The sequence below is a fragment of the Nocardia sp. NPDC047654 genome (genome assembly GCF_043205035.1).
Classification (GTDB): Bacteria; Actinomycetota; Actinomycetes; order Mycobacteriales; family Mycobacteriaceae; genus Nocardia.
In genome coordinates, this window is sequence record NZ_JBIDDF010000001.1 from 98,466 (window position 1) to 120,276 (window position 21,811).

Annotated in this window: 19 protein-coding genes; 6 read left to right on the forward strand and 13 right to left on the reverse strand. The window is 70.4% G+C overall.

Annotated elements, in window-relative coordinates; genetic code table 11:
• Positions 1–156: 156 nt before the first annotated feature.
• Both ACGF7Y_RS00455 and ACGF7Y_RS00460 read left to right on the forward strand, forming a co-directional pair.
• Positions 157–780 (forward strand): lipocalin family protein, encoded by a 624-nt coding sequence (locus ACGF7Y_RS00455; RefSeq protein WP_393227862.1) that lies wholly within the window; start codon positions 157–159, stop codon positions 778–780.
• Between the two features lie 160 nt (positions 781–940).
• On the forward strand, positions 941–2,266 hold the full coding sequence (locus tag ACGF7Y_RS00460; protein ID WP_393227864.1) for a cryptochrome/photolyase family protein: 1,326 nt from the start codon (positions 941–943) through the stop codon (positions 2,264–2,266).
• 13 nt (positions 2,267–2,279) lie between these two features.
• Here the strand turns inward: ACGF7Y_RS00460 and ACGF7Y_RS00465 are convergent, their stop codons facing one another.
• Both ACGF7Y_RS00465 and galE read right to left on the reverse strand, forming a co-directional pair.
• Complete coding sequence (locus ACGF7Y_RS00465) at positions 2,280–2,876, reverse strand: hypothetical protein (RefSeq protein ID WP_393227866.1); 597 nt, start codon at positions 2,874–2,876, stop codon at positions 2,280–2,282.
• 379 nt (positions 2,877–3,255) lie between these two features.
• Complete coding sequence (gene galE, locus ACGF7Y_RS00470; RefSeq protein WP_393227868.1) at positions 3,256–4,233, reverse strand: UDP-glucose 4-epimerase GalE; 978 nt, start codon at positions 4,231–4,233, stop codon at positions 3,256–3,258.
• 237 nt (positions 4,234–4,470) lie between these two features.
• On the opposite strand from galE, the gene ACGF7Y_RS00475 reads away from it, so the two are divergent.
• The gene (locus ACGF7Y_RS00475; protein ID WP_393227870.1) at positions 4,471–4,866 is read left to right on the forward strand and encodes a hypothetical protein; all 396 of its coding nucleotides are present in this window, start codon (positions 4,471–4,473) and stop codon (positions 4,864–4,866) included.
• Between the two features lie 22 nt (positions 4,867–4,888).
• The gene (locus ACGF7Y_RS00480) at positions 4,889–5,689 is read left to right on the forward strand and encodes a PIG-L deacetylase family protein (RefSeq protein WP_393227872.1); all 801 of its coding nucleotides are present in this window, start codon (positions 4,889–4,891) and stop codon (positions 5,687–5,689) included.
• A gap of 133 nt (positions 5,690–5,822) precedes the next feature.
• Here the strand turns inward: ACGF7Y_RS00480 and ACGF7Y_RS00485 are convergent, their stop codons facing one another.
• The 5 genes from ACGF7Y_RS00485 to ACGF7Y_RS00505 all read right to left on the reverse strand — a co-directional run bounded on the left by ACGF7Y_RS00485 (position 5,823) and on the right by ACGF7Y_RS00505 (position 11,820).
• Entirely contained in the window at positions 5,823–7,364 is a 1,542-nt protein-coding gene (locus tag ACGF7Y_RS00485) for a sensor histidine kinase (protein WP_393227874.1), read from the reverse strand.
• Positions 7,361–8,077: a response regulator transcription factor gene (locus tag ACGF7Y_RS00490; RefSeq protein WP_393227876.1), complete on the reverse strand. Its 717-nt coding sequence runs from the start codon at positions 8,075–8,077 to the stop codon at positions 7,361–7,363. Before ACGF7Y_RS00490 ends, ACGF7Y_RS00485 begins: the two co-directional genes overlap by 4 nt.
• Positions 8,078–8,573: 496 nt before the next feature.
• The gene (locus ACGF7Y_RS00495) at positions 8,574–10,700 is read right to left on the reverse strand and encodes a glycosyltransferase family 39 protein (RefSeq protein WP_393227878.1); all 2,127 of its coding nucleotides are present in this window, start codon (positions 10,698–10,700) and stop codon (positions 8,574–8,576) included.
• A gap of 125 nt (positions 10,701–10,825) precedes the next feature.
• Positions 10,826–11,482: a class I SAM-dependent methyltransferase gene (locus ACGF7Y_RS00500; RefSeq protein ID WP_393227880.1), complete on the reverse strand. Its 657-nt coding sequence runs from the start codon at positions 11,480–11,482 to the stop codon at positions 10,826–10,828.
• A gap of 110 nt (positions 11,483–11,592) precedes the next feature.
• The gene (locus ACGF7Y_RS00505; RefSeq protein ID WP_393227881.1) at positions 11,593–11,820 is read right to left on the reverse strand and encodes a hypothetical protein; all 228 of its coding nucleotides are present in this window, start codon (positions 11,818–11,820) and stop codon (positions 11,593–11,595) included.
• A 433-nt stretch (positions 11,821–12,253) separates the two neighbouring features.
• Between ACGF7Y_RS00505 and ACGF7Y_RS00510 the strand changes: the two genes are divergently transcribed.
• Positions 12,254–13,084, forward strand: a complete 831-nt coding sequence (locus ACGF7Y_RS00510; RefSeq protein ID WP_393227883.1) for a mycofactocin-coupled SDR family oxidoreductase — start codon at positions 12,254–12,256, stop codon at positions 13,082–13,084.
• A 137-nt stretch (positions 13,085–13,221) separates the two neighbouring features.
• Positions 13,222–13,611, forward strand: a complete 390-nt coding sequence (locus tag ACGF7Y_RS00515) for an STAS domain-containing protein (RefSeq protein WP_393227885.1) — start codon at positions 13,222–13,224, stop codon at positions 13,609–13,611.
• A 79-nt stretch (positions 13,612–13,690) separates the two neighbouring features.
• On the opposite strand, the gene ACGF7Y_RS00520 is transcribed toward ACGF7Y_RS00515, so the two are convergent.
• The 6 genes from ACGF7Y_RS00520 to ACGF7Y_RS00545 all read right to left on the reverse strand — a co-directional run bounded on the left by ACGF7Y_RS00520 (position 13,691) and on the right by ACGF7Y_RS00545 (position 21,809).
• Positions 13,691–14,755, reverse strand: coding sequence for a DoxX family membrane protein (locus ACGF7Y_RS00520; protein ID WP_393227887.1), 1,065 nt, complete (start codon positions 14,753–14,755; stop codon positions 13,691–13,693).
• A gap of 483 nt (positions 14,756–15,238) precedes the next feature.
• A complete protein-coding gene (locus tag ACGF7Y_RS00525; protein WP_393227889.1) occupies positions 15,239–16,087 on the reverse strand; it encodes an alpha/beta fold hydrolase in 849 nt (282 codons plus the stop codon).
• Positions 16,088–16,171: 84 nt separating this feature from the next.
• Positions 16,172–17,923 (reverse strand): amidohydrolase family protein, encoded by a 1,752-nt coding sequence (locus ACGF7Y_RS00530; protein ID WP_393227891.1) that lies wholly within the window; start codon positions 17,921–17,923, stop codon positions 16,172–16,174.
• 4 nt (positions 17,924–17,927) lie between these two features.
• Positions 17,928–19,577 carry a class I adenylate-forming enzyme family protein gene (locus ACGF7Y_RS00535; protein ID WP_393227893.1) on the reverse strand — a complete coding sequence of 550 codons (1,650 nt, stop codon included), beginning with the start codon at positions 19,575–19,577 and terminating at the stop codon, positions 17,928–17,930.
• 28 nt (positions 19,578–19,605) lie between these two features.
• On the reverse strand, positions 19,606–20,652 hold the full coding sequence (locus ACGF7Y_RS00540; protein WP_393230838.1) for an NAD(P)-dependent alcohol dehydrogenase: 1,047 nt from the start codon (positions 20,650–20,652) through the stop codon (positions 19,606–19,608).
• On the reverse strand, positions 20,652–21,809 hold the full coding sequence (locus ACGF7Y_RS00545; RefSeq protein WP_393227895.1) for a serine hydrolase domain-containing protein: 1,158 nt from the start codon (positions 21,807–21,809) through the stop codon (positions 20,652–20,654). Before ACGF7Y_RS00545 ends, ACGF7Y_RS00540 begins: the two co-directional genes overlap by 1 nt.
• Positions 21,810–21,811 lie beyond the last annotated feature (2 nt).

Below are 21,811 nucleotides of genomic sequence, written 5' to 3' on the forward strand. Positions count from 1 at the left end.
TCGCCGGCATTCAGGGTGGTGAGCAGCTGCGCTCACGCGGCCGCCGATACGGTGCGCTGTCCTCCGCGTCATCGGTCCTCCGGAAAAGAATAGTTGCATCAATTATGCATCGTTCTGTGCTAATGTGGACAGCGTCGCCGATTTCTAGGAGTTAGCGTGCATCGTCGCAATCTGCTGCGTAGGTCGCCCCGCCTGCTCGCCGGGGTGGTGTCGGCACTGTCCGCGACGGCGCTGGCGGCGGGCGGTTCCGCCGCGGCGCCCAGCCCGGCCGACGGGCCGGCGCCGGTGCCGCGGCTCGAGCTGGAGCGATACATGGGCACCTGGCGTCAGCTCGCCGCGGTCCCGCAATACTTCAATCTGGACTGCGCGCGCGACACGCAGGCGAATTACGCACTCGATCCGCAGGGCGACATCGCGGTGCGCAACACCTGCACCACGTGGGCGAACACGCGCAACGAGATCAACGGCACCGCGACGGTCAACGATCGGGAGACCGGGGCGCAGCTGCACGTCAGCTTCCCCGGCGTGCCCACCCAGGATCGCCGGGAAGGGCCGACCAACTACATCGTCACCGCACTCGGCCCGGACTACTCGTGGGCGGTGGTCACCGACCCGAGCCGGATTTCCGGGTTCGTCCTGGCTCGCGCGGCTTCGCTGGACGCCGATGCCTGGCAGCAGGTGCGCACGGCGATCACCGCGGCCGGTCAGAACCCGTGCCTGTACCTGACCTCGCCGACGACGGGCGGTGAGTCGCGCATCGTCCCACTCTGCGCGGGGTGATCCGGGATGCTCGGCGCCCGCGAGGGTCGCGTCGTCGGCGGTAGGGCTGAGCCGCCCGATGCCGCGCCGGCGCGGCCCTCACGGGCGCCGAGCGCGACCGCACCTTCCGGTGAGGAGACCCGAGGATGAGAATTCGTGCCGTACGACGGGTGGGTGCGCGATGACCGTCACGATCGCTCTGTTCACCCGCGACCTGCGGGTGCGGGACAACCCGGTGCTGACCGCCGCGCACCGGGAGGGGGCCGCGGTGGTGCCGTTGTTCGTGCTGGACGACGCCATCCTCTCCGGCCGCTTCGCCGCACCGAACCGTGCCCGGTTCCTCGCCGCCGCTCTGGCCGAGCTGGACGACGAACTGCGCGCCATCGGCGGCAACCTGGTCCTGCGTCGCGGGGACGTGGCCGCGGAGGTCGATCGCGTGGTCGCCCAGGTGCACGCGGAGAGCGTGCACGTCGCCGCCGACGTCAGCGGCTACAGCCGCCGCCGGGAGCGCGCTCTGCGCGAACGCCTCGGGCGCCGCGACTGTCTGCTGCACACGCATCCCGCCACCATCACCGCCGCCGATCGGGAAGCGCTGCTGCCCGCCACCGGGCGCGACCACTTCGCCGTCTTCAGCCCGTATTTCCGGCGTTGGTCCGAAGTGCCGCGGCGCACACCGCTCGGCACGCCGCGTGGCCTCACGGTGCCGGGGGTGTCGAGCCTGCCGCTGCCGGACGCGGGGGAGCTGTGCGCGGGCCGGACATCGCCGCGACTGGCGGTGGGCGGTGCGACGACGGGACGAAAGATGATGCGCGACTGGCTGTCCGGGCCGGTCGAGCACTACGCGCGTGACAACGACGACCTCGCCGCCGATGCCACCTCGCGGCTGTCGCCGTATCTGCATTTCGGCTGCGTGTCCCCGGTGGAGCTGGTGCACCGGGTCGACCTGTCCACCGAGGGCGGGCGCGCGTTCGCCCGGCAGCTGGCCTGGCGGGACTTCCACCACCAGTTGCTGGCCGCCCGCCCGTCCGCGGCCTGGTCGGACTATCGTGCCCGCGACATCCGCTGGCGCGAGGACCCGCAAGCCGTCGACGCCTGGCGGGAGGGGCGCACGGGGCATCCGATCGTGGACGCGGGCATGCGGCAGCTGCGCGCGGAGGGCTGGATGCACAACCGGGCGCGGCTGATCACGGCCAGTTTCCTGACCAAGTCGCTGCGCGTCGACTGGCGGGTGGGGGCGGAGCACTTCTTGCGCTGGCTGGTGGACGGCGATCTGGCCAACAACCAGCTCAACTGGCAGTGGGTCGCGGGGACAGGGACCGACACCAGGCCGAATCGGGTGCTCAACCCGCTGCGCCAAGCCGAGCGTTACGACCCGGACGGCGCGTACGTCCGGCGTTGGATCCCCGAGTTGGCGCACCTGCCCGGTGCGCGCGTCCACCGGCCGTGGCGGGAGCAGATCGATCCGGCGGACTACCCGGCGCCGATCATCGATTTCGTCGGAATGTAGTGGCCGCGAACGGTCACCTGGGTGGCTCACCCGGCCGGTCCGCGGCCACCGCGGCATCGGCGACCGACTCGAAGGCTCGCACCACGTTCTCCAGTTCGTCGCCGACCTCCCGCATACCGGCCACTGTCGTCAGGTCGTCGGTGTCGAAGTACCACCGCGCGAACAGGCGGCGGAAAGCGTCGTCGGCGTCGTCGGCCAGTCGCAGGATCTCGGCGCGGTAGTGCGCCGCCCACACGGAATCCAGCGGCGTCGCGAAGGTTCGGGCCGTGTTCTGCCCGCACTCCTGCACTATGCCGATGACCTCGACGAGTTCGTCGGCAAGCACTGTCACGCGGTGCCGGTCGGCGAGCTCGGCCGTCGTCCGGAGGTGGATGACGACGCTGTGCAGCGCCCGGCCGAGCGCGCACCGGCCTGCCGACTCGCCGAGCAGTTCGCACGCGATGTCGGCACTGCGATCGGCGAGCAGCGCCAGGCGCGCGGAGACCTCCGCGTGGTCGGCGGGGATTCGATGGAGCACGCCGAGTACCGCCGCGGCTTGCCCGACCGTGTCGGCCGCATGCCGAGAACAGTCGTGCGAGTCCTCCCGGACCAACGGTTGCGACGACGTCACCTGTGCTCCTGTCGATGTATCGAAATGCCTCAGCGGTGCGCTGATCCGCCCCGCTGTCGCGACCGGTCGCGCGACACAGATGATTCGACGAGCGGGGCGCCGTGGATGAACCTCGCCGAGCCGCCCGAACGCGACCCGGCGCGCGCTTGGCGAATCGCGTTCGCGCGCGCTTGAATTGATGGGTCGTGGATTTGCCATGTCCGAGGAAAGGGGCCTGTCGTGGGCACCGTCGAAATCGCGATCACCATCGGCCGCATCATGGACACCCTGCAGAAGGCGCTGATTTTGCTCATTCTCTGATCGACTCGCGATGCCCGGGCGCGCGAATGGAGGTTGCCCGGGACTACACGAAAAATATGCCGAAACGTTGCTCGGTCGATCAGTCGCCGTACACCGACCGGTGGAAGTGCCATGCGTCGGAGACGATGTCGGCCAGATCCGGTCGCTGTGGCTTCCAGCCGAGCCGTGTGCCCGCTTTGCCGCTGGCGGCCACGCAGACGGCGGGATCGCCCGGCCTGCGCGGGCCGTCGTGGACCGGGAAGTCGCGACCGGTGACCTCCCGCACCGTGTCGAGCACCTGCCGGTTGGAGTAGCCGCTGCCGTTGCCGAGGTTGTACACCTCGTATTCGCCGGGGCGGACGGCCTCCAGCGCCAGCAGATGAGCGGCGGCGAGGTCGGCCACGTGCACGTAGTCGCGGATGCATGTGCCGTCCGGCGTCGGATGGTCGGTGCCGTAGAGCGTGAACGAATCACGTTGTCCCGCCGCTGCTTGCAGCAGGATCGGGATCAAGTGCGACTCCGGGTCGTGCCGCTCGCCCAGCCGCGCGTCGTGCGTGACGACGGCGCCGGAGGCGTTGAAGTAACGCAGCGACGCCGCGCCGAGTTCGCTCGCGCCGCACTCGCCCGCGATCATCATGTCCACGGTCGCCTTGGTCGCCGCGTACGGATTGGCCGGACGCACTTCGGCGTTCTCGTCGAACGGTGTGCTCCCGTCGCCGGTGTACATCGAGCCGGTGCTGGAGAAGATGAGTCGCGGCGTGCCGGCGGCGCGTATGGCGCGCAGCAAGGCGAGCGAGCCTTCGATGTTGTTCCACCAGTACTTTTCGGGATTCGCGACCGATTCGGCGACTTCGATCTTGGCCGCGAAGTGCAGCACGCCGTCGAAGCCGGACACGGGGGTGAGCACCTCGGCGACGCGGTGGATCGGCAGCTGGTGGAATGCCGCGCGCGCCGGAAGGTTCTCCGGGAAGCCGGTGGACAGGTCGTCGAGAATCTCCACTTCGTGGCCCGCGTCGACGAGCTGGTGCGCGACGACGCTGCCGATGTAACCGGCGCCGCCGGTGACGAGAAGTTTCACGGCTGTCCTCTCCTGGGGTGGATGGCAGAGGACCTCAGGGTAGGCCGTGGCGAATGCCCGGCGGTCGAAGTCTGTGTCCGACTCTCACTCTCGCACCCGGATCTCGCCGGAGCCTTACTCGAAGCTGCGAGTTCGCTGAAGACGCGCCGCTGCCCTGAGCCCTTCCCCCACACCGTCGTCAGGTCGATTACCTCGCAGGTAATCGACCTGATCGGCGTTATGGGCGAGGCTCGGGAGATGGTGACGAACAGCATGCGGAAAACCCGCTCCCCACTGGCCGGTGCGCTGCGCGGCCTGGCGCTCGGACGGGTCGCGCTGGGGTCGGCCGCTCTCGTGGCGCCACGGACGTTGGCCAAGGCGCTCGGCGTACGCCCCACGCCCGAACTCGACTACATGACCCGGATCTTCGGCGCACGGGCGATCGCGCTGGGCCTGGGGTATCTGACCGCACCCGCCGAGGAACTGCCACGCTGGCAGCGTCTGGCGTTGCTGGTGGACATCCTGGATACCACGCACGGTGGGGTGCGCCTCCTACGCAGTGACGCCCCGCGCCCGGCCGCGGTCGCCATGGTCGCCCTGACCGGCGGCTACATGCTCGTCGGCGCGACCCGGCTGGCCAAGGATCTATCGTGAATGCCTTTGGCACACTGGTGCGATGGCGACCGTTGTGGCATTCCACGCGCACCCGGACGACGAGACCCTGCTGACCGGCGGGACCCTGGCCAAGCTGTCCGCCGCCCGGCACCGGACGGTGATCGTGGTGGCCACCGATGGCCACATGGCGGATCTGGATGGCCGCGAGCCGTTGCGCCTGGGCGAGTTGGCGGCCAGCGCCGCCGCCCTCGGCGTGCACCGGGTGGTGCACCTCGGCTACGCCGACAGCGGACACGGCGCGGTGCTGTACGCCGACCCGCCGGATCGGGTGCGATTCGCCCGCGCGGATCCGGAGGAGGCGGCGCGGCGGTTGGCCGCGATCCTGCGCGAGGAGCACGCCGAAATTCTGCTCAGCTACGACCGCAACGGCGGATACGGGCATCGCGACCACGTCCGCGTGCACCAGGTGGGCAAGCGCGCGGCAGAACTCGCCGGTGTGTCGCGAGTCCTGGACGCCACCTTGCCGCGCGAGGGCTACACGCGCCTCGTTCGTTCGCTGGAGCGATTGCGGGTCCCCTTTCGGTATGACCCGTCGGTTCTGGCCTCGCTGTTCACTCCGCGCTCGGCGATCACCCATCGCATCGACGTCGCCGCCCATGCCGCGCAACGCAAAACCGCCCTGGCCGCCCACCGCTCGATCGTCGAGGGCTCCAGCCGCTTCGCCACCATCGCGAAAGGGCTCCTGCGCCTGCCCACCCCGATCCTCGCCCGCGTGATGCACTGGGAATGGTTCGCCGAAGAAGGCGCCGCCCCCGGCTCCATGGCCCCGCTCGACGACATCTTCCTACCCGCGCCGCGCTGAGCGGCCGCCTACTTCGCCGGCGATACGATGCGCACCGCCGAACCAGGCCATCCACCACGCGATCGGCGACTCGGTGGCGCCGCGCATCGGCACGGCGCAGGTTCCGGCTGGGATCGCGCCGAGCGGACCCGTGCTACCCGGATCGAGCCCACTCTCCTGTGGGCCGCGCATCGGCGGGTTCACGGGGCAACACCACGGTGAAGGTCGCCCCGCGGCCCGGTTCGCTGTCGACCGAGACCCGTCCGCCGTGGGCGGTTACCAGCGCTTGGACGATGGACAGGCCGAGGCCGGTGCCGCCGCTGGTGCGGGTGCGTGAGGCGTCCGCGCGGTAGAAGCGTTCGAATACCCGCGCGGCGGCGTCGGGCGACAGGCCGGGGCCCGTGTCGATCACATCGATGCGGACGCGATCGGGCGTGGCCGTGAGCCGCACCGTGATCGCCGCTTCGCGCGGGGTGTGGGTGAGGGCGTTGCCCAACAGGTTGCCCAGGACCTGGCGCAGGCGCGCCTCGTCGCCGACGACGTCCATGGTTCCTTCGCCCTCGCCGATCACCAGGGTGATCGGACGGTCCGGCGCGTCGGGCGACGGCTTCTGGCGGGCGGCGATGGCCCGCGCGTTGTGCACGGCGTCGCCGGCGAGCGCGAGCAGGTCGACGGGTCTGCGCTCCAGCGGTCGCTTCTCGTCCAGCCGCGCCAGCAGCAGCAGATCTTCGACGAGCACACCCATGCGCTCGGCCTCGGCCTCGATCCGGCCGACCACCATTACCGCATCGGTGCTGGCGCCCTGCCGGTACAGTTCGGCGAAACCACGAATCGTGGTCAGCGGCGTGCGCAGTTCGTGGCTGGCGTCGGCGACGAAGCGGCGCATCCGCGCCTCCGAGCGGCGGGCGGCTTCCTCGGAGGCCTCGGTCGCGGCAACGCCGTGCTGGATCTGCGCGAGCATCTCGTTCAACGACCGCGCCAGATGGTCGACTTCGGTGTCGACGCCGCGCACCGGCACCCGCCGGTGCAGGTCGCCGCTCGCGATCGCCGCCGCGGTCTGCTCCACCTCGCGCAGCGGCCGCAGGCTGCGCCGGATCACCAGGTAGCCGACGGCGCCCAGGGCCAGCAGAGCCGCTGCCCCTGTGCCGACCTCGAAGAAGATCAGCCGCGAGACCGTCTCCTGGTTGTCGGTCAGCGGCAGGCCGATGGTGGTGGAACCGTATTCGTTGGTCGTGGTCAGCACCCGCCAGCGCACCGGCGAATCGTCCGAGGAATCCACCGTTCTCGGCGTCTGGGCGCTCGGGCCGCCCAGATCCGGGGCCCCCGCGGCGCTGTTGCCGCCGGGCGGGTCCGGATACACCTGGCCGTCGGCTCCCGTGCGCAGTTCGAAGAACCGGCGCGGCTGCTCGCCCACCGATCTCGGCTGCACCGGCGCGGCCGGGAGATCCGCCGGAATCCATTGCGTGCGACCGTCACCGGTGATCACCTGCCGCATCGGACGCGGCTGTGCCCAGGACCGCGCCGCGTCGTAGAGCTGTTCGTCGGTGCGCTGGGTCAGCGATCGGCTCAGCGCCGAGGTCACCGCCGCACCCGACGCGAACAGCGCCGCCGCGGTCAGCAGCAGCAGCACGATCACCAGCCCCACCCGCAGCGGGACCGCCGATATCCGCCGCGCGAGTTCCGTTCGTACGCTCACCTGCGGCTCACCTGGGGTTCGCGCAGCACGTAACCGACGCCGCGCAGCGTGTGCAGCAGTTTCGGTTCGGTGGTGTCGACCTTGCGCCGCAGATACGACACATACGACTCGACCACGCCCGCGTCGCCGCCGAAGTCGTAGCGCCAGACGTGGTCCAGGATTTTCGGTTTGCTCAGCACCTTGCCCGCGTTGACCATGAAGTAGCGCAGCAGGGTGAACTCGGTCGGCGACAGCGACACCGGCGCACCCGCCTTCCACACTTCGTGACTGTCGTCGTCGAGCACCAGATCGCCCACCGTCATCCGGTTGACGCCCGCGTCAGCGGACTGTATTCCGCTGCGGCGCAGGATGACTCGCAGTCGCGCGATGACCTCCTCCAGGCTGAACGGCTTGGTCACATAGTCGTCCGCACCGAGGGTGAGTCCGGTGAGCTTGTCGTCTACGTCGTCGCGGGCGGTCAGGAACAGCACGGGCGCGGTCACCCCGTCGGCGCGCAGCCGCCGCAGCATTCCGAACCCGTCCATGCCGGGCATCATCACGTCCACGATCAACGCGTCCGGCCGGAATCCGCGCACCCGATCCAGCGCCTCGGTGCCGCTGAGCGCGGCAGCCACCTCGAACCCTTGGAACCGCAAGCTCACGGCGAGCAGTTCGATGATCATCGGTTCGTCGTCCACGATGAGGACGCGGGCTTCGGGTTCGGTGCCGGTCATGAGTCCATGATTGCCTCGCAGGCACGGAGCAACCTGCGAGCAAGCTGGGTGTTTCCTGGGAGCGCGCCAACGGCCCGGCGCGCTGTCGCCGTCGTCCGAGTCCGTCATGCCTGGTGCGGCTGGTATCCGATCCGGGCGACCGGGCTCGTCGGCGGCAAGCGAAGCGATCGTGCGTCAGCGAGGGGTCTTTGCCGATCGGCAGACTGTGCGCCGCAACCGCCGATCAGCACTGTCTGCGACGGTGCGTGCCCTGGGTCGCGGCCTCATGGTTCGTGTCGATCGTCGGACCGGCGAGCTGATCAGGTGGCGGGCTCGCTCTACGCATCGGCGCGCCCTCGCCGAGGCGATCTGCGGCGGCCGCCTCCGGCGGTTTCCGGTGCCGGGCGAACTCGAAGGGCCGTCGGCGGCGGTCCAGAGGCCCTGCCGCCGAACATGCGACAGGAGTATCGCCGCACCCCGCGGTGCGGCGATACTCCTGCGGTAGGGATCCGGGCGATCAGCTGCCGGTGGGTGCGGTCAGGTCGTAGACGGTGATGTTGCCGACCGTCTTCGCGGTGAAGTGCGCCTTCACCCACTCGGTGATCTGGTCCGCCGCCGACTTCTCCCCGCTGGAGCCGGGGCGCATGCCCTGGCCCTGCGCGACGAAGTAGTGCACCTCGCCATCGGCCACGTACTGCTGGAACTGCGCCAACGTCGGCGCGTCGTCGCCACCGCCGAAGCCGCCGATCGCGATCACCGACGTGCCGGTGCGCAATTCCAGGCTCGACGCGGTACCGGAGCCGATGCTCGCCGCCGACCACCGGCTGTCGGTGTTCTCCAGCAGGGCGTCCAGCTCCGCGTTGCCCGTGTTTCCGCCCGGCCCGTCCGCGCCGGTCGCGGGAGTCGCGTCGCCGGTCGACCGTCCGCCGTCGGCGGCGGGCATGTCTCCGGTCGGCAGATCGCTGCCGCTGGGAGCCGCGTCTCCGGTCGGCAGATCGGTGCCGTCCGTCGCGCCGGTGCGGCCGTCGGCGGGCGGACCATCCGCGCCCGCGTCTGCGCCGGGCCCGCCCATCGAACCCGCCTGCGCGGGCCCGGAGGTGGGGATGCCGCCGCTGTGCGCGTGCGTGACCGTCTCGACCGCGTAGGCCGTGGATCCGGCGAACCCGCCGAGCAACGCGGCCGCCGCGATCGTCACGGCGATCCCGCGCGACCGGTGCGCGCCTACCAGCAGACCCATCGCCGCGAGCGCGGTCGAGACCAGCACCGTCCAACGCAGCCAGGGCAACCAGTCCGGCGTGCGGTCCAGCAGGACGAAGGCCCAGACGCCGGTGACCGCCGACAGCAGCGCCAACGTCGTCCTAGCCGCCACGTGCCCGCGCCGCCGCCACAACTGCGTCACCGCGATTCCGGCGACACCGGCGATGCCCGGCGCCAAGGCCACCGTGTAGTACGGGTGGATGATGCCGCTCATGTAGCTGAATACCAGGCCGGTGCCGAGCGACCACCCGCCCCAGAGGATCATCGCCGCCCGCAACCGATCGGTGCGCGGTGCGCGGCGGCTCAGCCACAGTCCGGCGACCAGGCCGATCAGCGCGGCGGGGAGCAGCCAGGACACCTCGGTGCCCATGCTGCCGCTGAACAGCCGGGCCGATCCGGTGTCGCCGCCGAACGCGCCGCCCATGCCGCCGCCTCCGGGGCCACCCGAGCCCCCGCTCGGATTGCCGCTGCCGCCCAGTAGTCGGCCCATCCCGTTGTAGCCGAGCGCCAGCTCCCACAGGCTGTTGTCGGTCGACCCGCCGATGTAGGGGCGCGAATCCGCGGGCCACAGCTCGACCAGCAGCACATACCATCCGCCCGCGACCACCATGGCCGCGCACGCGGTGATCAATTTGACGATCCGGGACCAGAAGCCTCCCGCCGCGGCGACCAGGAACACCGATCCCAGCGCCGGCAGGACCAGGAACGCCTGCATCATCTTGGTCAGGAACGCGAAACCGATGACCGTACCGGCCAGCGCGAGCCAGCCGGTACTCGCCGAACGCCAGCGCAGCCCGTGCGAGTCGATCGCGCGCACCGTGCAGTAGGCCGCCGCGACCAGCAGCAACGTCAGCAGGGCGTCCGGGTTGTCGAAGCGGAACATCAACGCGGCCACCGGAGTGGCCGCCAACGCCGCACCCGCCAGCAGGCCCGCACCGGGGCCGCTCCACCGTCGCACCGCGCCATACAGCAGAGCCACCGAGCCGACGCCCATCAAGGCCTGGGGCGCCAGCAGCGACCACGAGCCGAATCCGAACAACCGCCCCGACAGCCCCATCACCCACAGCGACGCGGGCGGCTTGTCCACCGTGATCGCGTTCCCCGCGTCGTGCGCGCCGAACAGCAGCGCCTTCCAGCTCCGCGTCCCCGCCTGCGCCGCGGCGGCGTAATACTCGTTCGCCCATCCGGAGACCGTCAGATTCCAGAGATACAGCACCGCGGTCGCGATCAGCAGCGCGAACAGCGCCGGGCGCGCCCACCGCGGCTGGGTCGCGGGCCCGAAGAACGCACGATCCGCCCATGATCGCTCGTGGGTGGAGGCGCGATGGGCGCCGACGGGTCTCGCGACGGCCTCCACGCCCGGCGGGACGCTCGTAATCGACGCCATGATCTTCGCCTTCCTTCCGTGTGAACTTCACTTCGAAGGCTAGGAAGGCTGCCTGCCCGCAACCTGGGGCAAACCTGGGAGTGCGCTGTGCGGGCCCACCGCGCCGAGCGGGTTTCCGGCTCGGGTCAGCGGCGGCGAATTCGCAGGATGTTGTCTTTCCGCGTGCCCGGCTGCCCCTCCGGGCCCGCGTGCTCGCGCTCGACCACGTCTTCCACTTCCACCTGCCATTCGGCCGGGTCGAGCGCGAGGTCGGCGCGCACCTCGGCGGTGGTCGGGAAGTGCACGTCGGCGGGCGGTTCCAGCACCCAGCTGGGCCATTCCGCGTGTCCGACGATCAGCAGCAGCCCGCCGGGCGCCACCGCCTCCGCGGCCCGGCGCAGGATTCGCGTCCGTTCACCGTCCTGAGCCGCCGGTGAGTGCAGGTACTGCGCCGTGACGAGGTCGTAGCGCCCGGACGGGAAGGTGTGGTCGAGATCGTGCCGCTGCCAATCGATTTCGCTGGGCAGCTGCTGTCGCGCCGCTTGTGCCCTGGCGCGGGCCAGCGCGGTCTCCGAGACGTCCACCGCCGTCACCCGCCAGCCGCGCTCGGCCAGCCAGATCGCGTCGGCGCCCTCGGCGCAGCCCAGGTCCAGTGCCGTACCCGGGGCGACCGCTTCGATCTCCCGCACCAGCAGGAAGTTCGACCGTCCCGACCAGATCTGGTCGCGTTCCTGGTAGAAGGACTCCCAGTACTCGACCGTCGTCGGCGTGGTCCCGTCCCGGTGGTGGTGTGTCGCACTCATGCGTTCCACCATCCACCGGACCGAACGTATCGGCAAATATCGTTGCCGGTTCGGCAACCACCTCGGGCGGCCGCGGCGGGGCGCCGGGCCCCGTCACGCCCGCCCGAGTGTCAGCAGTCGTCGAGCGGGTCGCGCAGGATCATGCCCTCGGCGGCACGCAGGCGCGTGGTCATGGTCGTCAGCAGATCGACGGAATCCTCGGAGAGGCCGATGGCCGTGTGCAGCAGCCTGCGCAGCCGCGGGCTGGTCAGCCGGGCGGCCAGGGTGCTGTCGTGCTCGGTCGGTTCGGTGTCGAGCTGTCGGTCGAGATTCACGGGAAGGTACTCACAATCGGTCATCGGGCCCCCTGGAACCACTGTGGATGCGCCGACCGTGCCAGGAACGATGGGTAGGCACGGGCGAAATCGTTCCGGGGCGCAGCGTACATCGCACCCAGTTGGTCGCTGGACCGGGTCGGAAAGGTTGCATGTGGTCTCCGTGCCGCAGTCGGGTCGGTTCGTGCGCGCCGTGGCCGTGCCCGCTCCGGCGCCGAGACCGCACCCATTGTTCCACTGTCCCTGGTGATTTCGGCAAAACGGCCCGTCGGCGCAGGTCGCGGACGTGGCGCTGCGCGCACCGGTGGCCACGCGCGGGCGTGCCCCCCGCTCGTTCCCATCGGCGGGAAATCGCTCGACGGTGGGCCGGCCTGCCGGAAAATCGGGAGCTCGCGGTGTCCACACGTGACACGATGGGTGGCGGCCGAAGCAGGTACCGACCGATGAAGGGCCAGTGATGGGGCATCTCGACGATCGGGTGGCGGTGATCACCGGCGGCGCTCGCGGACAGGGGCGCGCGCACGCCCTCGCGCTGGCGAACGCGGGCGCGGACATCGTGGTGTGTGACATCGCCGCACCCTTGTCCGGCCTTCCCTACGAACTGAGTACTCCCGACGATCTGGCCGAGACCGCCGCGCTGGTCGGGCGCACCGGCCGCCGCTGCGTCGCGGTGCGGGCCGACGTGCGCAGCCTGGAACAGATGCGGACGGTCGCCGAGCGCGCGCTGGAGGAATTCGACCGCATCGACATCCTGATCGCCAACGCGGGCATCGCCTCCAACTCGCCCGTCGCGGAGATGGACGAGCAGTTGTGGCAGGACATGATCGACACCAACCTGACCGGCGTGTTCCACAGCTTCCGCGCGGTCGTGCCGCACATGATCGAGCGTCGCTGGGGTCGCGTGGTGGCCACCTCGTCCATCGTGGCGAAGATGGGCGTGCGCAACGCGGCGCACTATGCCGCGAGCAAATGGGGCGTGCTGGGCTTGGTGAAGTCGCTGTCGCTGGAGGTGGCGGAGTACGGCATCACGGTGAACGCCCTGCTGCCGTCCGGGGTGGACACCGACATGATCCAGAACCCCGCCACCTGGCGGCTGATGATGCCGGACAAGGAGAATCCCACCAAGGAGGACTGGATGGCGATCATCGAATCCGGCCCGCCCAACGGCGATCTGATCCAGCCCGCCGAGGTGGCCGAGGCGGTGCTGCTGCTGGTCTCCGAGCACGGCCGCCACTTCAACGGCGAGGCCGTCACCATCTCCTGCGGCGGAAGCGCGAGTACGTCCTAGGGTCGGAGCGCCTGACCGGAAAGGCGTAGTCCGCGAACACAGTTCACGCCGTGGCGCTCCTGTACAGACCTCGCGCACCATGCTTCACTGGAAGCGCAAAGTCTGTGCGGTGCCAGCTTCCGGCCAGGAGTCAGCGCATGTCCCGACACGCCGAATGGAGTGACCCGCTTCGTTTTTCGGTGTGCCGCCCGCGACGCGACGTCATCGTGCTGATGGTCGAGGGCGAGATCGATGCCGCGACCGTGCCCCGGTTTCGCGCGGAGCTGGCGGGCGCCTGCCTGCGCCCCGCGGCCACGCTCGTGCTCGACCTCTCCCCGGTCACCTTCCTGGCGGCGGCGGGGCTGAGCGTCTTGGTCGAAGCGCAGGCCGAAGCCACGCGGTCCCGCCGCAGGCTGGTGCTGATCACGATGGTGCGGCCGGTGGATCGCGCGATCGAGGTCACCGGCCTGGCCGGCCGATTCCATCGGGTGTCCTCCCTCGATGCCGCCCTCGTCGGCCTCGCGCCCGGCTACGACGAGACCGCCTGACCGCCACGGCCGGAGAAGGGTCGCCGACGCGCAGGCGGTGCGCCCCGAGGCGAGGCGCCCGCCCTGCTCGTCCGGAGCCTCAGTGGCGCCGCGACTCGATCGCCTCGCGGGCCGCCTGCGCTTTCCGGGCGCCCCGCTCGCGAGCCAGCTGCGCCGTGTGCGCGCTGCGTTCCCGGGCGGCGTCGGCGATCTCCGGTCCGCGCTCCTTGGCGACCTCCGCCCATTCGGCCCCGCGCTGCTTGGCCAGATCCGCGAGATGCGCGCTCCGTTCCTTGGCGATCTCCGCGAACTCGGCGCCCCGTTCTTTGGCGACCTCCGCCCACTCCGCACCGCGCTCTTTGGCGACCTCCGCCCAGTCGGTGCCCCGTTCTTTGGCGACCTCCGCCCAGTCGGCGCCGCGTTCTTTGGCGACCTCCGCCCAGTCGGCGCCCCGCTCTTTAGCGATCTCGGCCCACTCCGACCCGTGTTCCTTGGCGGTACCGGCCAGCTCACTGCCGTGTTCCTTGGCCGCCTCCGCCCATCCCGGGCCGTGACGCTGAGCCGTCTCGGCGAGTCCCGCGCCCTTGCTCGCCGCCACCGCTCCGAGCGCACGCGCCCGTTCCGCGGCCTCCTGCGCGTGCTTGCGCAATGCCGCGCCGGTGGCGGTCTCGGAGGTAGCGCCGAACGGCAGGGCGGCGGTGACCGCGGCGGCGGCGTCGCGGGCGGCCCGGCGGCCGCGCCAGCCCAGCGACGGCTTGCCCTCGGTGTCGGCCGCGGTGATCATCAGCCCGCCGAGGAGGCCGAGGTCCTTGAGGAACGCGGTCCGCTTGGCCGATTTGCGGGCCGGATCCTGCTCGTTCCAGAAATCCTGCTCGGTGACGGCCGCGGGCACGACGGTCGCCGCGAGCACCAGGGCGGCCAGTCGTGGCGCCTTGCCCAGCGCCAGCAGCACGCCGCCGCTCACTTGGGCGAGGGCGTTGACCTGGACGACCGTCGTCGGATTGGACGGCAATTTTGTGGCAATCTCTTCGGGCAGCTGCCGGTGCCCCCGTTCGAGCAGTGCGTTCGCGGCCTTGACCCGCTCATCCGGGCGCCGCAGCGTATCGACCCCGTCTACTACGAACGCGGTGGCCAGTAGCGGCCGGGCGAGTCGGCGCAACAACATGACAGAACCCCTTCCCTTGATGTAGTCACGAATCGGATTCCCGCCCGCCTCGTCACCAAACAAGCCGGTCCGCCGCCGTGTGAAGGCCGCCTCATCCGGGTAACAGCTAATCGAGAGAGATCGATTCAGGGGGAAAGGCGTCGCGGCTCACGCTCCCGCCTCCCGCCCTGCTCCGCTGGAAGGTATCCGCTGTGAACACCTACACGGCCACAACGGCTTTCGAAGCCGTCGTCGCCGAGTTGCCCGCTGCACCGAGGTGCACGTTCCGCTTCGACTCCGTCCCGTGTCGTCATCGCGCGGAGTGGTTCATCCGTAAACGATCCTGCTGCCACCCGGCGGGTGTGGATTTTCTATGCGAGACCTGCCATACCCGCATCCATTGGATGCTGGATATCGGCATGGTGTTCGAATGCGCCGGATGCGGCGTGCGCTCGGACAGTTTCGCCGAACTCTGCCCGACCGCGGCTCCGCTCTGAGCGCGGCTCAGCGCTCGCCCGCCCGCTCCCGCGCGCCGGTATCGGCGAGGAAGCCGGTGATGATCGCAGTCACCTGCTCCGGTGCCTCCACCATCGGGAGATGACCACAGTCGGGTAGCTCCACCGCCGTGTGCGGGCGCAGCCTGTGGTTGAGCCGCCCGCCCGCCTTCGCCGACAGAATGCGATTGCGCCGCCCCCAGATCGTGCAGATCGGCGGGAAGCCGGCAGGCGGATCGAACGTGTCCAGCGCGCGGTAGGACGGGAAATCCTGGACCAAGCCGTGCAGGGCCAGCAGCCTCCCCCGATCCGTCCAATGCGCCCGCACGCGTGGCTCGTGCCGGATGTTCCGGCCTCGGCCGCGGGGGCCGAGCTGATTGCCGACGATCAGCGACACAACCGGGTCCGGCAGCCTGATCCGGCGGGCCAGCGGCGCCAGCGGCAGCCGCGCGTCGAGTCGAGCCAGGCCGGCCGATTGTCCCGAACTGACGGTGTCCAGGGTGAGCGGATTCATCAGCACGAGCGCGCGCACCCGCTCAGGATGACCCATGGTGTAGCGCAGCGAGGTGGCGCTGCCGAGGCAGTTGCCGATCAGCACCACGTCGGTGCGCCGGTGGGCGTCCAGGAACGCCGCGAGCATGTCGACGTAATCGGTGAGGCGGTAGCCCGTGGCGGGCTGGTCGGATTGCCCGTAGCCGGGCAGGTCGATCGCGAAGACCTCGTGCTCGTCGCGCAGTGCGGCGACCTGGTCGTCCCAGATCCGGCGTTGCGTTCCCGCGTTGTGCAGGAACACGATCGGAGACCCGCTGCCCACGCGGTCGTAGACGACGGCCCTGCCCCGATGTTCGAAAACGTCCACGCCGACTCCCTGGGAACGACCGGCGACCGAGCCGCCGGTCCCCGCGATTTTACCGGCGGGCACGGCCACGCAGGGGCGCTCCGATCACCGGACGGCGGTCGTCGCGCGCAGGAACCGGCCGGTCCGGCGGGTGCCGAGGACCGCGGCGGGAGCGCCGTCACCGAAGACCCGCACGCCTCCGACGAAGACCGCGGTGACCGTGTCGTCGTTGCGGTTCACCATGCGCGGCAGGTTGTCGAACGGGGCGATCGGCGATTCCTGGTAGGCGTCGAGCGAATCGTCCAGGCGCGCCGGATCGAGGACGACGACGTCGGCTCGGTCGCCCGCCCTCAGATGCCCGGCGTCCAAGCCGTACCAGTCCGCGAGTTCGCCGGTGAGCCGGTGCACCGCCTGCTCCACCGACAGGAACGGGCGACCGGCGTCCGCGGCGTCACGCACGCGGCGCAGGAAGCGGAGCCCGAAGTTGTAGAACGCCATGTTGCGCAGATGCGCCCCCGCATCGGAGAAGCCCAGTTGCACGCCCGGGTCGGCGGCGAGCCGATCGAGCACCTCCGGTCGATGATTGGAGATCGTCGTACGCCAGCGCACCTTGTTGCCGTGCTCCACCACGAGGTCGAGGAACGCGTCCACCGGATGCGCGCCGCCGCGCTCGGAGCCCACCTGGCCGAAGGTCTTGCCGATCACGGTGGGGTCGGGGCATTCGACGATCTGCGCGTCGAAGAAGTCGCGGTGCCATACCCGTGGACCGAACTTCTTGTCGTAATCCGCGCGGAAGCGGCGCCGATAGTTCTCGTCGCGCAGCAGTTCCCGTCGTTCGTCCACCTGATCGGCCAAGTGCAGCGCTTCGGCGCCGGAGCCGAACTCCTCGAATACCACCAGGTCGATGCCGTCGGCGTAGACCTCGAAGGGCACCGGAAGGTGCTGCCAGCGGAAATTGCCGCCCAGCTTGTTCAACACCCGGGCGATCAGCGGAAACAGGTGCACGACAGCGGGAATCGCCTTGATGTCGGCGGCCGAGAGCAGGCTGACCTTCAGCGGCCTGCGGAACAGGCCGAGGCTGCTGGCCGCCATGGTGATCAGGCTGTGCGGCCGGGACACGTCCGGCCCGCCCTGCAACGCCCCGCCGCGCCGTCGCAGCACGGCGTTGAGCCGGTGCCGTTCCCGCAGCGTCGCGTAGGTGGAGGGCAGCGTGCGCGACCGGCACACCTCGCCGTCGAGCTTGTCGAACAACAACTGCTGAGAGGACATGCCGACGAATCCCGCGTCCAGCGCTTCGGTCAGTTTCGCCTCCATCCCGGCCAGTTCGGCGGCATCGGGCCGGACGTCCTTGCGGGTGGCGCGCTCCAGACCGAGTTCGGCGGCACGAATATCCGAATGCCCGATGAACGCGGCGACATTCGGGCCCAAGGGCAGCCGGTCCAGGGCGGCCGCGTACTCGTGCGCCGAGCGCCAGGTCTTGTGCTCGTCCACCGCCGTGACGACGTGCTTGCGCGGAATCGCCTCGACCCGCGCGAACAGGTCGCCCGCGTCGGAGGCGTCGACGTGCACCGTCGACAACGAACACGAGCCCAGCAGCACCGTGGTGATGCCGTGCCGCAGCGATTCGGTCAGCGCCGGATGCTGGAGCACCTCCACGTCGTAATGGGTGTGGATGTCGAGCATCCCCGGGATCACCCACTTCCCGGTGGCGTCCACGACGTTCGGGCAGGCCGGGTCGTCGATCGGCTCGGCCGAGATGGTCGTGATCCGCCCGTCGTGGATGCCGAGGTGCCTGATCGCCGAGGGCGCGCCGGTGCCGTCGAACCAGCGGCCGTTCGCGATGATGGTGTCGTACATGGATTCACACCTCGAGTCGGGCGCGTACGACCTTGCCGGTCGCATTGCGGGGGAGTGCGGTGGTGGTGAGCCGCCAGCGGGCGGGCACTTTGTAGTAGGCGAGCCGCTCGGCGGTGAACGCGCGGAGCTCGTCTTCGCTGATGGCCGTGCTGTTGTCGACCACGACCAACGCGGCGACCTGCTGACCGAGGTCGGCGTCGGGCACGCCGAGGACCGCGCATTCGCGCACCGCGGGATGCTCCTCGAGGCACTGCTCGATCTCGGTGGGATAGACGTTCTCCCCGCCGCGCAGGATGAGATCCGAACGGCGCCCGGACAACCGCAGTCTGCCGTCCTCCAGCATCCCGATATCGCCGGTGCGCAACCAGCGATCCGCGGTGAGCGCCGCCGCGGTCGCCGTCTCGTCCTGCCAGTACCCCAGCATCACGTAGGGGCTGCGCACCCAGATCTCGCCTTCCGCGCCGTCGGGGACGGCGTTGCCCGCGCTGTCCCGGATTTCCAGCGTGACCCCGACGACCGGTCGTCCCACGGTGTCCGGGAACGCCGCCAGCTCGGCCGGACTCGCCAGCGTCGCGGCGGTGCTGCATTCGGTGAGCCCGTAGCTGGTCACCAGCGCGTTGCGGGCGACGGGCAGTTGATCGCGCAGCTTCTGTTGCAGCGCGGCCGACGACGGCGCCGAGTTCAGTGAGAACGAGGCCAGCGAGGACAGGTCGTAGCCGGACAGGTCGAGCTCCAGCATCCTGGTGGCCATGGTCGGCATGGCGCCCCAGTTGGTGACCCGTTCGGTCTCGATCAGTCGCAGTACTCGGTCGGCGTCGAACGACCCTTGGTGGATCACCGCCGCGTCGCCGGTGACCAGCCGGGGGACCACCAGGTTGTGCAGGCTGGCGATGTGGAACAGCGGCGAGGTGAGCAGGAAGCGTCGCCCGCTGGGCAGCTCGGTCGCGCCGGTGAGCGCGGCGGCCAGCGCGTCGTTGAAGAGGTGGTAATCGGTGACAGCCACCAGGTTCCGGTGCGAGTGCACCGCCCCCTTGGGACGTCCGCTGGTGCCGCTGGTGTAGAGGATCACCGCGGGGTCGTCTTCGTCGATATCGGCTTGCGGCAACTCGCCGGTCCGGTGTTCGGCGATGAGCGCTGGTACGTCGTGCTCCATGGTGAGCAGGGGAATCCGGATGTCCAGTTCCGCCACCGTCGCGGCGCGCTTCGCGTCGGCGACGAGCACGGTGGGGCTGGTGTGCTCGAGGCCGTAGGCGATCTCGCGCGGCGCCCACCACGCGTTGTAACCCACCGCGATCGCGCCGAGCGTCTGGGCCGCCCAGAAGGTGATGACCCACTCGGGTGTGTTCGCCGCGAGAATGCCGACGCGGTCGCCCTTTCCGACGCCGAATCGGTCGCGCAGGGCCGTGGCCAGCGCCGCGACCGCGGCAGCGTGCTCGGTGAACGATATTCGGCGGTCCGCGGTGACCAGGTAGTCCCGGTCGCCGTGCGCCGACCCGGCGACGAGTACCTCGCGCAGCGAGGACTTGCGGTGGCGTACCACCGGCATCGGTGCGCCGAGCACGTCCTCGACCACCATCTCGAATCGACCGCCGGGTCCGGTGAGCCGGCCCGCGGCCTCCGCCACGAACGCCTGCTGGTCGAAGGGCTTCGTCATATCGGGTACTTCCTCGTGGGTCGATTCGTCACGGCTCGGGGATCAGGACCGCTCGGCCGGTGACCAGGCCGCGTTCCAGCCGGTCCAGGGCAGCGCGACCCTCGGCGAGGGGGTAGCGCTCCACCTCGACGCGTAGCTTGCCCGACGTGGCCAGCGCCACGGAGTCGATCAAGTCGGATCTGGTGCCGCCGTAGGTCTTCCGGATCGACGCGCCCCACGGCCAACCGGTGCCGTCGGCCGGCGCCGCGGTGATCTCCGGCGCGCCGCCGCCGAGGCCGATCATGCGGTATGCCCCGTTGGGCGCCACCGACTCCACCGCGAGCCGCGCGGTGGTCTCGACGCCGACGAAGTCGAACACCGCGTCGGCGCCGCGGCCTGCGGTCCGGTCGAGGATCTCGCCGGCGGTGTCGTCGCCCGCGACGAATCCCTCCGCCGCTCCACAGCGCGCGGCGAGTTCGAGTTTGTCGGCGCTCGCGTCCACGGCCAGCACCCGGGCGGCCGTGGTCGCGGCGAGGATCTGCACCGCGACGTGACCGAGCCCGCCGATCCCGATGACCACTGCCACCGACCCGGGACCGAGGTGCTCGCGAGCGCCGCGGATGGCGTGATAACTCGACAGCGCGGCGTCGGCCAGCGGCGCGGCCTGGGCGAAATCGAGGTCGCCGATCGGCACGAAGGAACTCGCGGGCACCCGGATGTAGTCGGCCATCCCGCCGTCCGGCCCGAGACCGGGGCACGGCGGCATGGCGGTGCGGCCCGCGGCGCGGCAGACGTTCTCGTTGCCGCCCGCGCACTCCCGGCAGGCCCCGCACGACCAGCACAGATACACGATGCCGCGCTCGCCGGTCCTGCGGCCGTCCACCCCGTCGCCGACGGCCTCGATGGTGCCCGCGATCTCGTGGCCCAGGGTCAACGGCTCCTCGCGCATCCGGAACGGGATGTGCAGCACGTGCAGGTCCGAATGGCAGATGCCGGCCGCGCCCACGCGCAGCAATAGATCGGTGGGACCGATCTCCGGAATGGGCACCTCGCGCAGTTCCAGCACGCCGGGGTCGGTGAGCTGCAGTGCCCGCATCATCCGCGTACCGCCGCGAACGTCGCGCGCAGATAGGTGTCGGCACGCTCGGAGCCGATCAGGCCCGGCGCCATCCGGTTCATGGTGTAGGCGAACGTGGTGCGGTGCTCGAGGTCGTTGACCACCATCGCGCCTCCGTACCCGGCCCACCAGCACACCCGGCCGTCGGGCACCTCAGGGGCGGTCTGCCGCTGCGGCAGACCGTAGCCGATGCCGAACCGCAGCGGCGTCGCGAGCGCGAGATCCACGCCGTCGGACTGCTGCCGGAAGATCAGCTCGATCGTGTCCTCCGACAGCAGCCGCCGTCCGCCGAGTTCGCCGCCGCAGGAGACCAGTGATTGCACTCGGGCCACCGAACGCGCGTTGCCGTGACCATTCACCGCGCCGATCTCGGCTTGCCGCCATGCCGCGCTCGTGGTCTCGGCGATGTCGAGCAGCGGGCTGGTGAGCGTCTTGACCAGCACGCTGTCCTGGTCGAGCGCGGCCATGTCGAACTCCGGCATGGTGGGCGGGACCAAGGTGGCGATCCGCCCGTGGTGCTCTGGCGCGGTGCCGATGTGGAAGTCCGCGCCCAGCGGCCCGGCGAGTTCCGCGGCGAAGAACTCGCCCAGCGAGCGTCCGGTGACGCGGCGGATCACCGCGCCGATCAGGTGGCCGTAGGCGAGCGCGTGGTACCCCGAGGCGGTGCCCGGCTCCCACCACGGCGGTTGGCTCGCCAGGCGGGCGGCGGACGCTTCCACGTCGTAGATGTCGGCGAGTTCGATCGGCGGCTGCCACCCCGAGACGCCCGAGGTGTGCGCCAGCAGATGACGAATCTCGATGTCTCCCTTGCCGTTCGCCGCGAACTCCGGCCAGTAGTCGGCCACCTTCGCGTACACGTCCAGCTCGCCGCGCTCGACCAGCAGCAGGGCGCACAGCGCCGTCATGGTCTTGGTGAGGGAGAAGACGTTGACCAAGGTGTCCTCGGTCCACGGCGCCGTGCGTCCGGGGTCGCGGTACCCGCCCCAGAGGTCGACGACCGGTTCGCCGTCGACGGTGACGCAGATCGAGGCGCCGAGTTCGTCACCGGAAGCGAGCCGGGTCTCCAGTTCCGTTCGGACCTGCGCGAATCGCTCGGCGCAGAAGCCCGATGTGGCGGTTCCCGTGGTAATGGTCATCG